Source organism: Sphaerisporangium melleum (assembly GCF_014646695.1).
GTDB classification, from domain to species: domain Bacteria; phylum Actinomycetota; class Actinomycetes; order Streptosporangiales; family Streptosporangiaceae; genus Sphaerisporangium; species Sphaerisporangium melleum.
This window is the reverse complement of the sequence record NZ_BMNT01000042.1, coordinates 14,712-27,802: the sequence shown is the minus strand read 5'-3', so window position 1 is coordinate 27,802 and position 13,091 is coordinate 14,712. Positions and strand designations below refer to the sequence as shown.

The window sequence follows — 13,091 nt, the reverse complement described above, 5'->3', positions numbered from 1 at the left end:
GTTTCGCACGCTAATGAGGCAGGGTTTGGCGCCAGTATGGCGGCGCCATGCCGTCGCCATACTGGCTCCAAACTGGTGTGAAAGTGGCGGCCAACGCGTCCGCTAGGCCCGGCGGCGCCGTCCGAGCAGTTCGCCGGCGAAGCGGTGGGCGAGCGGCGACATGGCGTAGCACATGGAGTGCGCGACCACCTCGGCGTCGTCCATCGCGTGCTGGGGCACCGACAGGATGTTCGCCTCCAGCAGCGACTCGATCACCCGCTCGGGCGACGATGTGGTGCCATCCAGGGCGGCCACCAGCTCCTCATGGCTGAACGGCGGCCGGTGCAGCGCGCCCAGGGCCAAGAACGCCTGCCGGTACGCCCAGGAGGGCTGGTTGTAGCTCTCCTCGAAGCGCGCGCGCAGTGAGGTCTCGCCCGCGGCGAACTCGTCCAGCACGTTCTCGGAACGGACCAGCCTGGCCGCCAGGCGGCCGACGGGCACGTGCCGCAGCCCGGCGAGCCGACTGCCGAGCAGGCGCAGGACCAGGGGCGACAGCCCGTACCGCTCGAAGATCGCCTTGACCGCAGGCAGGTCGCACTCCACCCGGTCGCGGCCGATCAGCCGGCCCAGGAAGTCCAGCCCCTCGGCGTCCGACAGCTCTCCGAGCGTGACGCGGGCCACCGACTCCAGCCCGCTGAGCCGGCTGCGGCTGGTCACCAGCACCTTGCTCGCCGTCGTGCCGGGCAGCAGCGTACGGACGCTGGACTCGTCGGGGGAGTCGTCCAGGACCAGCAGGACCTTCCGGTTGGCCAGCCAGGACCGCCAGATCGCGGCCAGGACGTCGTCGCCGCGCACCCCCGCCACGTTGAGCCCGACGGCCTCCAGGATCTCGCGCTGCAGATCCACCGTGGCGCGCGGCGCGCCGCCCTGGCGGCGCAACGCGACGACGAGCGCTCCGTCGGGGAAGGCGGGGGCCAGAATGTGCGCGACGTGCACCGCCAGCGCGGTCTTCCCGATGCCGGGCTCGCCGGTGATCAGGGTGACGGCCGCGGAGTCCTCCATGATGCGCCGCACCTCGGCCTCCCGCCCGACGAAGTCGGCGATGTCCCGCGGGAGCTGGTTGGCCAGGGTCTGGATCACCTGCGGCCGGGCGGGGTCCGGCGCGCCGGTCATCTCCGCGCGCCGGGCGCCGCCACCTCTGAGGATCTCCTGGTAGAGGTTGCGCAGCACCGGGCTCGGGTCCAGGCCCATCTCGGCCGCGAGGTGCCTGCGCAGGTTCTCGAAGTGCGACAGAGCCTCGGAGGTGCGCCCGCAGCGGTACAGGGCGGTCATCCGGGCGGCGGCGATGCGTTCGCGTGCCGGGAAGCGCGGCGCGATGACGTCCAGCGAGGCCAGGGCCTCGACGTGGTGGGCCAGTTCGATCTCCAGCTCCACCCAGTCCTCGTACACCGACAGGAACAGGTCGGTCGAGCGGGCGATCTCCCTGGCGACCAGCGGCACGTGGGAGAACTCGGCGAGCGGCGGGTCCTGCCACATGCGTACGGCCTCGCCGAGCAGTTCGGCCGCCACGGTGAGGTCGCCGCTGCGGATGGCGCCGCGGCCCGACCGGGCCAGTTCCACGAACCGCAGCAGGTCGAGCTCGTCGCGTCCGGCGTACAGCCGGTAGCCCCAGCCCTCGAAGCTGAGCCGGTCTCCGACGATCTTGCGCAGTCCTGACACGTAGACCTGCAGGTTCTTGCGGGCCGTGCGCGGCGGACGCTCCCCCCACAGCGCGTCGATGAGCTGGTCGGAGGGGATGACGGCGTTGGCGTGGCAGAGCAGGATCGCCAGCAGCAGCCGCTGCTTCGGCGCGCCGATGACCGTAGGGTGGCCGTCCACCCGCACCTGGAGCGGGCCGAGGATCGAGCAGTGTATCCGGGACGGAATCGCGTTTCCCATGCGCTTTCCTCGATGTCGCACCGCTTGGGTGAGGGGTCGATAGGCCTTGGACGTGTGGTGGGCGGACGGGGGTGGTCAGCGGGAACCGCCGGGCGCGGGTGCACCCAGCAGGAGGAAGTCGACGATCTCCACCGGTGGAGGAGCGCCGGCGTCGCGCAGGGCGTTCAGGTGCAGCGTCCGCACCATGGACGCGGCGGCGGCGGAGACGGCGGTGCCGCCGGCCGCGGCCTCGAACCACCGCCAGTCGCCGTCCGGGTTGACCTCGAGGAACACCACCTCGGTGCCGCGTACCAGCAGGTCGAACGCGCCGTAGGTGAGGTTCCACCGGCCGGCCAGCTCGCGTACCGCCGCGACGACGGCCGGGGGAGCGGGCACCTGGGTGACCCGCACCCGTGCCTCGTCGCGCCACGGCGCGTCCGGGGACGGCTTGTCCACCGCGTAGGCGTGCACGGTGCCGCCCAGATGGTAGACGCGCAGCTCGGCGTCGTGGTCCACGTACTCCTGCACGATCACCGGATGGCCGGGCGCGGGCCGGGTCTGCAACTCCCGCCGGGTCACGATCTGCGGCAGCACGCCCACCAGCAGCCCAGGGGAGGTCTCGGCGAAGTGCTCTCCCACGACCTTCACCACCAGACGATCCGCCTGGATCTCCCGGGCCGCCGCCGCGGGGTCGGTGGTGACGATCGTCTCGGGGACGCGCAGGCCCGCCCGCGCGGCGGTGGCGAGTTGCTCCAGGCGATCGGGACGGCTCCCCGGCAGGGCCGATGGCGCGAGCGCGGCGAGCCCGGCCATCAGCGTCGTCCAGGAGTCGGCGCGGACCATGGTCACGGCCGGGTCGGCTCCGGCGGGCATCGCCCGGGGGGAGAAGTGGCGGGTCCAGACGACGGTCGGGACGATGCGGCGGCCGGAAAGGACGATCGACGGCTCGCCGGGCCGGACGCGCAGGCCGAGCGCCGTCACGCCCTCGGCGTCGATGCGCACACTGGGCACGCCGAGGCGGCGCAGCATGGTCTGCAGGACGGTGAACTCGCCGCACCCTGCCCGGTCGGCGAGCACCACATGCGGCGCGGCGTCCGGGTCGTCGCCTTCACCCGCCGGGCCGGCCCATGACGGCGATCGTGGCGCGGGGTTCGAAGGTACCCGCAGGTCCAGGGTGACGGCGGGCCCGCTCCGCCGGCCGGCGGAGTCCGGTGCCGGATCACCGGGAGGAGTTAACAACTGCCGTCCGTATCTGTTGGGCTCCCGAAAGCGCCCAGGGCGCCTCGCATCGGCGCTTCACTGAAAATTGAGCTGCCGTTCATGCGACATGCCTCCATAAGTGAAGATGACGGGTTTATCGGTAGTTCGAGGCATGTGTAGAAAAACGAGGTCTTTGTACTGCTATGTGGGGAGTCCGTGCCTCAATGACAGCACGAGTCAGCAAGGTCTGCAAGCTGGTGTTTCCGCAGGTAGGCGATTTCGGTGCAGCAAGTGACCCCGTGGTTTCCGGCCCGCTCTCCGGCGGGTTCGGTGCCCCTTTTCGTGGCCCGATCGTCTGTCCGAAATAGGAGTGGCGTGCCGCGGCCCTGACAGCGTTCAGTCATTTCCGGCGGGCGCACAGCGGGGCGGCGCCGGAGGTGAACGGCGAGACCGGCCGGCCCCGGTCCGGCGTCGGCCCAGGAAGCGCTCGGTCGCCCGGCGCGCTGTAGGCCGGGTTCCGGCATCGGTGACCCGCCGCCGGATCGCCGTACGAGCGCCGCGGATCCCTGGTCGCCCGGCCGGGGGCGTGTCAGAAGTCCCGGTCAACAGTGCTGGGCCGAAAAAAGTCTATATTTCGGGCTATCGGCATGATCAGTGGTCGACGGTCTGAATACGGCCATCCCCTCTGGACTACGTCAAGTCACGACCGGACGGCGATGCCCAGAACCTGCGGCGCGGTCGGAAAGGGGATCCCGGTATCGGCGGGGCCGAGCCGGACGGCGCGGCGGATGGTGAAGCCGGCGGACTCGATGGCGGCGGCCGTGTCCCGCGCGCAGTGACATCCCCCGGCGAGCAGCGGGAACACGGTGGCCTGCAGAGCACGCTGGACACGCCGCCGTCCGGAGGACTCCGCCGCGACGTGTTCGAAGAACCGGAGTTCGCCGCCCGGCCGCAGGACGCGGCGGATCTCGGCCAGCGCGGCGGCCTGGTCCGGGACGGTGCACAGCACCAGGCAGGCGACGGCGGCGTCGAAGGAGGCGTCCGCGGCGGGAAGGGGATCGGCCAGCCCGGCGACGACGGTGACCGGAACGCCGGCCCGGGTCGCGGCGTCCCGGGCGAGCCCGCGCAGGTGCGGCTCCGGCTCGACGGCCAGGACATGGGAGATCGGCGCGGAGTAGTGGCCGAAGTTGAGGCCGTTGCCCGCGCCGATCTCGATGACCCGTCCGGACAGCCCGTCCAGCAGCGCGCGGCGGTGCGGCGCGAGGAAGGGCTCCATCCGCACACTCGCGCGGGCGTAGTAGCGGGCGAACACCGGGCGCCGGTGACCCATCGGAACTCCTTCCCGGGACGGCGCGGCCTGGTGATCAGACTAGAACATCACCGGCGACCCGCCCCGAGCACGGTGCTTCCGCTGCTTATGTGCACACGCCGGCCGGCGAACCTCCTGGTCATCGGGGTGCGGTGTCACCCGTGCGTACTCGGCCGTTGACGGCGGCCTTCGTTACATCTACGTTTCAGGGCACCGAGCGAAACATCTCGGCAACTGTCCGAAACTTTCGGTAGCCGGTGGCCCACGCGCCTCCGGCGAGCACCCGGGCTCCGGCACGGGTGACGCGGCCCCGGCGCCGGGGCCGCCATCGGGGGCCTTGCGAGATCGTCAATCGAGTACACACGAGTGAGGATCGATGAAACGTCTCCTGCTGGGACTGGTCGCCATGGCGCTCGCCGTGTCCGCCCCCGCGTCGGCGTACGCCGGCACGGGCGCCGACCCCGCCGCGGACCGCGGCGGCGGCCGGCCGCCGGGCGACCTGCGCGAGCTGTCGCAGAAGCTGAGAATCCACATGGGATCGGCCGTCGACGTCACGGCCCTGGCCGGGGAGGCCGACTACCGCGCCGTGCTCAACCGCGAGTTCACCCACATCACCGCCGAGAACGCGATGAAGTGGGAGTCGGTCGAGCCGCAGCGCGGGGTGTACACCTGGGACGACGCCGACGCCATCGTGCGCAACGCCCAGCGCAACCGGCAGAACGTGCGCGGGCACACCCTCCTCTGGCACAACCAGTTGCCGGCCTGGCTCACCGAGGGGGTGGCCGACGGCAGCATCGACGCGAAGGAACTGCGCAAGATCCTCCGCGAGCACATCCTGACCGAGGTCGGCCGCTACCGCGGCAAGGTGCGCGCCTGGGACGTGGTCAACGAGGTCGTGGACGACGACGGCGCCATGCGCCAGAGCATCTGGCTCACCAAGCTCGGCCCCGGCTACATCGCCGACGCCTTCCGCTGGGCCCACCAGGCCGACCCGCACGCCAAGCTGTACATCAACGACTACAACCTGGAGTGGAACACCGCGAAGATCGACACCACGCTCGGCATCGTCAAGGACCTCAAGGCCAAGCGCGTGCCGATCCACGGCATCGGCTTCCAGGGGCATCTCGGCATCCAGTACGACTACCCCGGCGACTTCCCCAGCGTGATGCGCACGTTCACCGATCTCGGCCTGGAGGCCGCGATCACCGAGGCGGACGTGCGCATGGTGCTGCCGGTGACCCCGGAGAAGCTCGCCACCCAGGCCGACTACTACACGCGCATGCTCTCCACCTGCGCGGGCAACCCGCGCTGCGTCGAGTTCACCGTCTGGGGCTACACCGACCGCCACTCCTGGGTCCCCGGATTCTTCGACGGGGAGGGCGCGGCCTGCATCCTGGACGAGAACCTCGCCGCCAAGCCCGCCTACCGCGCCCTGCTCGGCGTCCGCCGGACCTGAGCGCCCGCCGTCACCGGCGCGGCAGACCCCGGGCGGCCACCGCGCACACCGCGACCAGGACGGCCGCGAAACCGAGCAGCGCCACGCGGTCGGGTACGAACCGCGTGGCCACGCCGAGGCCCAGGACGGGCACGGCGAGACCGAGATAGGCCACGAGGAACAGCCCGGCCAGCGCCTCCCCGCGCCGGCCGGGCGCGGCCATGCCCGCGACGCGCGAGACGCTTCCCTTGAACAGCACGCCCGCGCCCGCGCCGGCCGCCATGCCGCCGGCCAGGAACAACGGCAGGCTCGGCAGCCAGACGGCCGCGCTCACCGCGGCCAGGCCGGCGCCCATCAGGATCAGGCCGGTCCGGAGCTGTCCGCGCACGGTGACCCCGCGCAGCAGCACCTGCGTTCCGGCCGCCGCCCCGAACACCAGGAAGGTCACCAGCCCGGCCAGTGCCCGTGAGGGGTGGTGCAGGGTGCCCGCGACGAAGCCCGGCGCCAGCGAGGTGAACAGGCCGAGCACGGCGAAGGCGGCGAGCGAGGCGGCGGCCGAGGCGAAGAACGCCGGGCGGTGCTCGTCCGGCACCGAGATCCGCTGGGGACGGTACGGAGCGGGCACATCCGGGGCGCGCACCGTCTCGGGCACGAACGCGACGCCGGCCGCCGCGGCGAGCAGCAGGACGAGGAAGATCAGGTAGGGCGTGCGCAGCGGGGCGGGCGCGTACTCGGCCAGCGCGCCGGAGACCAGCGGCCCCACCGCGAACCCGCCCAGGTTGGCGGCGATGGCGACCAGCTCCGGGCGTGCCCGTCCGCCGCCGGGCCGGGCGGCCGCGTGCAACTCGGCCAGGTAGGCGGTGGCCGTCGCGGTGATCATCCCGACGCCGAGGCCGGAGAGCACCCGGGCGGCGATGACGGGGCCGAGGGACGTCGAGGTCAGGAACACCACGGCCGAGACGGCCTCCAGCAGGACAGCGGGCAGCAGCACCCGCCGCCGGCCGAGCACGTCCGAGATGTGACCGGCGAGGAAGAGGCTGACCAGCACCCCGGCCGCGTACGCGGTGAAGGCGACGGTCACCATGAAGGTGGAGAACCCGTCCACCCGCTGGTAGATCGTCCACAGCGGCGTGGGGACGGTGCTGAACGCCATGGAGGTCGCGAACGCGGCGGCGATCACCCAGAAGCCACGCCGGTGGCCGGGCACGCCGCCTCTGGGCTGCGTGGCGTGCGGCTGGACCAAGACGGACATCGGTATCGCTCCCCGACATGAGTGACGAATCAACCTTTACCAGAGTGCCGTCCGATGACCGATCACGTCCAACGGTCTTTTCCGATGGCAACCATCACCAACTGAGATGATCGACGGTATGGAACTGCGGCATCTGGCATATTTCGTGGCCGTCGCGGAGGAGCTGAACTTCACCCGCGCCGCCGGGCGCCTGCACGTCGTCCAGTCCGGGGTGTCGGCGGCCATCCGGGCTCTTGAGCACGAGCTCGGCGCGGAGCTGTTCGATCGCGACTCCAAGCGCGTGACGCTCACCGACGCGGGCATCGCGCTGCTGCCCGAGGCACAGGCCACGCTGGCCGCGGCCCAGGCCGCCCGCGACGCCGTCGGCGAGGTCGCGGGCGGCCTGCGCGGCACGGTCAGCGTCGGCACCATGACCGTGACCGGCATCCTGGACATGCCGGCGCTGTTCGGGCGCTTCCATGCCGAGCACCCCGCGGTCACCATCCGGCTGAGCGCCGCGACCAGCGGCTCGGCCGGGCTCGTCGAGGCGGTGCTGGACGGCAGGCTGGACATGGCGTTCGTGGCGCTCCCCGGCCGGCCGCCCGCCACCCTCGCCGTCCGCGAGCTGGCCTCGGCGCCGTTCGCCGCCGTCGTGCCCGCGGGCCACCGGCTCGCCGGCGAACGGGAGGTCACCCTCGCGGCGCTCGCCGACGAGCCGTTCATCGACTCGCCGCCCGGCTACGGCAACCGCGCCATCGTCGACCGGGAGCTCGCCGCCGAGGGCCTGCGGCGGCACGTCGTCATGGAGGTCGCCGACATCACCACCGTCCCGGCGTACGTCCGGCACGGGCTCGGAGTGGCGGTGCTGCCGTCGTTCGCGCTGCCCGCAGGCGACCCGCTGACCCGGGTGATCCCGCTGGCCGGGCCCCCGGTCGCCTGGACGCTCAGCGTGGCCACGCACGCCTGCCGCCGGCGGAACGCGGCGCTGCGCGCGCTGCTCGCGATCGCCGGGGAGTTCGTGGCGGGCGAGGAGCGGCCTCCCTCCCTCGGGCCCGATTGAGCATGGTCACTCCCGCTCCGCGGGCGGCGGCCGCACCGTCACGGCCGGCCTGCCGCGCAGCAGACCGGCGAGCTGCCGGGCGTTGGTCTGGGCGTAGTCGCGGTAACAGTTGTTCAGCAGGACGTGCGTGGTGGTGGCCTGACCGGCGAGCTCGCACAGCCGCGGCGCCCACTCCGCGAGCTCCCCGGCCGAGTACAGGTAGCCGAACTTCTCGTGGATGTCGTGGCTGGTCCACTTGGCGCTGCGCCCGTGGAAGCGGACGACCTCCAGGTCCGAGGTGGCCGCCACCACCGGAGGAAGCGAGCACGGGTGCCCCTGCGGCATGTCCACGCACACGTACGGAATGGCGTACGACCGCAGGAAGTCCAGCGTCTCGGCCTGGTTCTCCTCGGTCATCCACGTGTGGTTGCGGAACTCCACCGAGATGCGCAGCGGGTCGCAGCGGCCCTTGCACTCCAGGATGTACCGCTTGGCGCGCCCGCCGATCGGGAACCAGCGCGGGAACTGGAAGAGCACCGCCCCGAGCTTCCCGGCCTCCCACAGCGGCATCAGCGCGGCCACGAACCCCTCCCACACCTGGTCCACCACCGAGGCGTCCAGGTCGCGGGCGTACAGCGTCTTCTTCCCCGCGCCGTCCCCGCCGTCCGGGCGCAGCCGCCTTGGCAGCGCCGCCGGGCGGGTGGGATGCCCGGTGAGCAGCGAGAACGCCTTGACGTCGAAGACGAAGCCGGGCGGCGTCCGCTCGGCCCACAGCCGCGCCGTGGCCTCCGCTGGAGGGGCGTAGTACGTCGAATCGACCTCGACCAGCGGGAAACGGGCCGCGTAGTAGCGCAGCCGCTCCTCCGGAGTGCTCACCTCGGGCGGGTACCAGCCGGAGGCGAGCAGCGTCCGGTCGGTCCACGACGCCGTGCCGACCAGGATCTCCCCCACGGCTCAGCGGCTCTCGCGCCCGGCCCTCCCACCGGCGAGGTGGTAGGTCTCGCCGCGGGCGACATAGTGCACCCGGTCTTCCAGGCCGAGCCGGTTGACGTGCCGGCGGAAGTCGTCCAGCCCCGAGCTGAACGCCTCGTAGTCGTCGAAGTGGACCGGCACGTTGTGCGCCGCGCCGATCAGCTCGACCCAGTGGGCGCCCTGCATCCCGTCCATGGTCACCAGCAGCGTGCCGAGCAGCTTGGTGCCGCCCAGGTGCACGATGGCCAGGTCGATGTCGGGAAACCGCCGGGGGATCGCGTTCAGCCGCTCGTCCAGCAGGGTGTCCCCGCTGACGTGGACGCGCATGTCCACCCGGCCGTCCTCCCCGCCGAACTCCAGCATGCTGCCCATGACCGGCGGCAGCAGCCGCTCGGCCGGGCCCGGCGCGTGCCGGGCCGGCAGCGCGGTGATCTTCAGGCCGCGGCCGTCGCGGAGCATCACCCGGTCGTCCCACGGCCGCAGTCCGATCGCGTTGCCGAACCCCTGGCGCCGCAGGCGGCCGGCGGCGTGCGGCGTGGTGAAGATCGGCAGCCGCCGGTCCAGGCCGTGCCGCGCCACCCGGTCCCAGTGGTCACCGTGCATGTGGGACAGCACGACGGCGTCGACCGGCGGCAACTGGTCGATCTCCATGGCCGGATCGGTGCGGCGGCGGGTGCTGAGCCCCCACCCCAGGTACGCGCGCTGCCCGCTGTGCAGGAAGTTCGGATCGGTCAGCAGTGTGAAGCCGTGGCATCGGATGAGCGTCGTGGCGTTACCGATGAAGTACACGGCCGCTTCTGTCGGATCAGGCATCTCGGGTCCCCCCCGTCCCCCTGTGCTCTCAGGGTACGCAAACGGGGTCCGGGGCCCGGCGGCCGGGGCGGCGCCGGAGTCAGTCGTACGGCAGGCCGACGTAGTTCTCCGCGAGCGTGGTCGCCGCCGCCGGGGACGAGGTCACGTAGTCCAGGTAGGAGAGCTGCAACCGCCGCCCATAGGCGTCCTCCTCCTCGAAGGTGTGCAGGAGCGTCGTCATCCACCAGGAGAAGTGCTGCGCCCGCCACACCCGCTTCAGGCACGCCCGCGAGTAGCCGTCGAGGGCCTCGCGCGAGCCGGTCGCGTACCACTCCGCGAGCGCCGCGGTCAGCACCCGCACGTCCGCGACCGCCAGGTTGAGCCCCTTGGCGCCGGTCGGCGGGACGATGTGCGCGGCGTCCCCGGCGAGGAACAGCCGCCCGTACTGCATGGGCTCGGCCACGAAGCTCCGCATGGGCGTGACGGCCTTCTCCATGATCTCCCCGGTGGTCAGCTCGAAGCCGGGGACGGTCTCCAGCCGGGCCTTCAGCTCGGCCCAGATGCGCTCGTCGGGCCACGCGGCCACGTCCTCGTCCGGGGCGACCTGCAGGTAAAACCGGCTCACCTGCGGAGAGCGCATGCTGTGCAGGGCGAAGCCGCGGTCGGTGCGCGCGTAGATCAGCTCATCGGCCGACGGCGCGACCCGGGCCAGGATGCCGAGCCAGGCGAACGGGTACTCCCGCTCGTACTCGGTCAGCACCCCGGCCGGGATGGACGGTCGCGACACGCCGTGGAAGCCGTCGCATCCGGCGATGAAGTCGCAGTCGAGCCGCTCGCCGCCGAAGGTCAGATAGGGCCGGTCGGTGCCGGCCGCGTGCGGGACGACGTCGTCCACCTCGAACCTGATGTCCCCGCCGTCGGCGAGCCGGGCCGCGATCAGGTCCTTCACGACCTCCTGCTGGCCGTAGACCGTGATCGTCCGCCCGGGGACGAGCTCCTCGAACGCGATGCGGTGCCCGGCGCCGCCGTACCTCAGCTCGATGCCCCGATGCGGCAGGCCCTCGCGCCGCAACCGGCCGGCCACGCCGGCGGCGGTCAGGGTGTCGACCGTGCCCTGTTCCAGCACGCCCGCGCGCACGCGCCGCTCCACGTACGCCCGGCTGTGGCGCTCCAGCACGACCGAGGAGATGCCGCGCAGGTGGAGGAGATGGGAGAGCAGCAGGCCCGCCGGGCCCGCGCCGATGATCCCGACCTGAGTACGCATGGCACGAAGCATGGTGCGTCCGGCGGCCCGGGACGAGCACCCGGTTCCGCTCAGTGGAAGGACTTCGGGAACGGGGGAGAATATCGAGAGAGATATCCACAGCCTGTGGACGAATGTGGAGGACCGCATGGCCGGAGGATCCAGCGAACCGGGCCGCTCGGTGACCTCCCGCGTGCTCGCCATCCTCGCCGCCTTCGACGCCGACCACGCCGAACTCACCCTCACCGACATCGCCCGGCGCGGCGGACTCGCGCTCCCCACCGCCCACCGGCTCGTCCGCGAGCTCGAAGCCGCCCGCATGCTCGTCCGCGACGCCCAGGGACGCTTCCACGTCGGCCACCGGCTCTGGGAACTCGGCCAGCTCGCCCCGCGCCGCCTCCTTGAGGTCGCCCACCCCTGGATGCAGGAGCTGTACGCCGGCACCGGGGAGAACGTCCACCTCGCCGTCCGCGACGGCATGGAGGTGCTGTACGTCCACAAGGTGTACGGACGCCACGCGGTGCCGATCGTCTCGCGCGTCGGCGGACGCCTGCCCATGCACCCGACCGGGGTAGGGAAGGTGCTGCTCGCCTACGAGGCCGGCTGGTTCGTCACCTCCTACCTCTCACGGGAGCTGGAACGGCCGACCCCGCACACGATCACCGAGCCGGGGCGGCTCGCCCGCGAGCTGGCGGCCGTGCGCGCGCAGGGGCACGCGTACACCTACGAGGAGATGACCCTCGGCTCCTGCTCGGCCGCCGCACCCATCATCCCCGCGAGCTCCGCGGCGTTCGGGAACGCCGCCGGCTCCATGCGCTCGACGTCCGCCGCCGGCTCCACGTACGCCGCCGCGTCCGGGCAGGCCGCCGGCTCCGGGAACGGCGCCGGCCACCTGGGCGAGGCGGCCGCCACCGGAACCAGCCGTGAGCACCCCGCGGAGGCCGGTGGCGACATCGGGGACCGGCCCATCGCCGCCCTCGGCATCGTGCTCTCCTCCCACCGCGCCCGCGAACTCCCCCGGCTGGTCGAGCCGCTGCTCGCCGCGGCCCGCGAGATCGCCCGCGCCTACGGCGCCGCCACGGCGGCCCCGCCCGTCACGCCGGCCCGCTGAGAAGAACCCCCGTCGGCCGGCGGGCACAAACCCACGCCGACCGGCCGACGAGAACCCGCGTCAGGCCGGTGCGGCGACTCGGGGCGTTCAGTCCACCGAGAAGAGCTCCCGCAGGTAACGGAGCTGCGCCTCGCGCTGCCGGCTGGCCCCACCCTCGTGCCTGTTCCACGGGTACACCGTGATGTCCTTCGGACCGGCCCAGTGGTTGTAGGCCGCGAACACCGTGGACGGCGGGCAGATGTCGTCCATCAGCGCCACCGAGTACAGGGCCGGCACCCGGCCGCGCGCCGCGAAGTTCAGCCCGTCGAAGTACGACAGCGTGCGGAAGACCTGCTCCTCGCTGTCCCGCAGCGACGCCAGGAACTGCACGATCTCTTGGTACGGGAAGCCGTCGGTGATCTCGACGGCGCGGCGGAAGTGATTCAGGAACGGCACGTCGATCAGCGCGGCCTTGACCTTCGGCTGCAGGGCCGCGGCGGCCTGGGCGATGCCGCCGCCCTGGCTGATGCCTCCGACCGCGATGCGCTCGGCGTCGACGCCGGGGTGTGCCGCGGCCACCTCCACCGCGCGCACCGCGTCGGTGAAGACCCGCCGGTAGTAGTACTGCTCGGGGTCGAGGATCCCCCTGGTCATCATGCCGGGCGCCTGCGGGTGGCCGCCGCCGTGCGGGTCGCCGGTGGACCCCGGGCTGTGGAGGTTGGCACCACCCTGGCCACGCGTGTCCACCACCAGGACGGCGAACCCGGCCGCCGGCCAGACCGTGTGGTCGATCGCCAGCGCGCGGCCTCCCGAGTAGCCGATGTAGTTCACCACGCACGGCACCGGGCCGCGGCCCTCCGGCAGCAGCATCCACGCCTTGATCG

General features: G+C 72.4%; 11 protein-coding genes. 3 read left to right on the top strand and 8 right to left on the bottom strand.

Annotated elements, in window-relative coordinates:
- Positions 1-102: 102 nt before the first annotated feature.
- The 3 genes from IEY93_RS30455 to IEY93_RS30445 all read right to left on the bottom strand — a co-directional run bounded on the left by IEY93_RS30455 (position 103) and on the right by IEY93_RS30445 (position 4,426).
- Positions 103-1,917: an AfsR/SARP family transcriptional regulator gene (locus tag IEY93_RS30455; RefSeq protein ID WP_189166605.1), complete on the bottom strand. Its 1,815-nt coding sequence runs from the start codon at positions 1,915-1,917 to the stop codon at positions 103-105.
- A gap of 75 nt (positions 1,918-1,992) precedes the next feature.
- Positions 1,993-3,135, bottom strand: a complete 1,143-nt coding sequence (locus IEY93_RS30450) for an ATP-grasp domain-containing protein (RefSeq protein WP_189166604.1) — start codon at positions 3,133-3,135, stop codon at positions 1,993-1,995.
- A gap of 661 nt (positions 3,136-3,796) precedes the next feature.
- The gene (locus IEY93_RS30445; protein ID WP_189166603.1) at positions 3,797-4,426 is read right to left on the bottom strand and encodes a class I SAM-dependent methyltransferase; all 630 of its coding nucleotides are present in this window, start codon (positions 4,424-4,426) and stop codon (positions 3,797-3,799) included.
- A 355-nt stretch (positions 4,427-4,781) separates the two neighbouring features.
- Between IEY93_RS30445 and IEY93_RS30440 the strand changes: the two genes are divergently transcribed.
- Positions 4,782-5,861, top strand: a complete 1,080-nt coding sequence (locus tag IEY93_RS30440; RefSeq protein WP_189166602.1) for an endo-1,4-beta-xylanase — start codon at positions 4,782-4,784, stop codon at positions 5,859-5,861.
- A 10-nt stretch (positions 5,862-5,871) separates the two neighbouring features.
- Here the strand turns inward: IEY93_RS30440 and IEY93_RS30435 are convergent, their stop codons facing one another.
- Positions 5,872-7,092: an MFS transporter gene (locus tag IEY93_RS30435; protein ID WP_189166601.1), complete on the bottom strand. Its 1,221-nt coding sequence runs from the start codon at positions 7,090-7,092 to the stop codon at positions 5,872-5,874.
- Between the two features lie 118 nt (positions 7,093-7,210).
- Between IEY93_RS30435 and IEY93_RS30430 the strand changes: the two genes are divergently transcribed.
- A complete protein-coding gene (locus IEY93_RS30430; protein WP_189166600.1) occupies positions 7,211-8,131 on the top strand; it encodes a LysR family transcriptional regulator in 921 nt (306 codons plus the stop codon).
- 6 nt (positions 8,132-8,137) lie between these two features.
- Here IEY93_RS30430 and IEY93_RS30425 read toward each other — a convergent pair whose 3' ends face one another.
- From IEY93_RS30425 to pobA, 3 genes are all read right to left on the bottom strand, one after another.
- Positions 8,138-9,061, bottom strand: a complete 924-nt coding sequence (locus IEY93_RS30425) for a DUF72 domain-containing protein (protein WP_189166599.1) — start codon at positions 9,059-9,061, stop codon at positions 8,138-8,140.
- 3 nt (positions 9,062-9,064) lie between these two features.
- Positions 9,065-9,895, bottom strand: a complete 831-nt coding sequence (locus IEY93_RS30420; protein WP_189166598.1) for an MBL fold metallo-hydrolase — start codon at positions 9,893-9,895, stop codon at positions 9,065-9,067.
- Between the two features lie 79 nt (positions 9,896-9,974).
- A complete protein-coding gene (pobA, locus tag IEY93_RS30415; RefSeq protein ID WP_189166597.1) occupies positions 9,975-11,138 on the bottom strand; it encodes a 4-hydroxybenzoate 3-monooxygenase in 1,164 nt (387 codons plus the stop codon).
- Between the two features lie 127 nt (positions 11,139-11,265).
- Between pobA and IEY93_RS39625 the strand changes: the two genes are divergently transcribed.
- The gene (locus IEY93_RS39625) at positions 11,266-12,228 is read left to right on the top strand and encodes an IclR family transcriptional regulator (protein WP_275411998.1); all 963 of its coding nucleotides are present in this window, start codon (positions 11,266-11,268) and stop codon (positions 12,226-12,228) included.
- An 87-nt stretch (positions 12,229-12,315) separates the two neighbouring features.
- Here the strand turns inward: IEY93_RS39625 and IEY93_RS30405 are convergent.
- On the bottom strand, positions 12,316-13,091 hold a 776-nt coding region (locus IEY93_RS30405), incomplete at its 5' end, for an acetylxylan esterase (protein WP_229691604.1).

Bases quoted from the DNA above. Each gene is read 5' to 3' on its own strand.
- IEY93_RS30455 (WP_189166605.1), bottom strand. From the start codon at position 1,917: ATGGGAAACGCGATTCCGTCCCGGATACACTGCTCGATCCTCGGCCCG.
- IEY93_RS30445 (WP_189166603.1), bottom strand. From the start codon at position 4,426: ATGGGTCACCGGCGCCCGGTGTTCGCCCGCTACTACGCCCGCGCGAGT.
- IEY93_RS30440 (WP_189166602.1), top strand. From the start codon at position 4,782: ATGAAACGTCTCCTGCTGGGACTGGTCGCCATGGCGCTCGCCGTGTCC.
- IEY93_RS30435 (WP_189166601.1), bottom strand. From the start codon at position 7,092: ATGTCCGTCTTGGTCCAGCCGCACGCCACGCAGCCCAGAGGCGGCGTG.
- IEY93_RS30430 (WP_189166600.1), top strand. From the start codon at position 7,211: ATGGAACTGCGGCATCTGGCATATTTCGTGGCCGTCGCGGAGGAGCTG.
- IEY93_RS30420 (WP_189166598.1), bottom strand. From the start codon at position 9,895: ATGCCTGATCCGACAGAAGCGGCCGTGTACTTCATCGGTAACGCCACG.
- pobA (WP_189166597.1), bottom strand. From the start codon at position 11,138: ATGCGTACTCAGGTCGGGATCATCGGCGCGGGCCCGGCGGGCCTGCTG.
- IEY93_RS39625 (WP_275411998.1), top strand. From the start codon at position 11,266: ATGGCCGGAGGATCCAGCGAACCGGGCCGCTCGGTGACCTCCCGCGTG.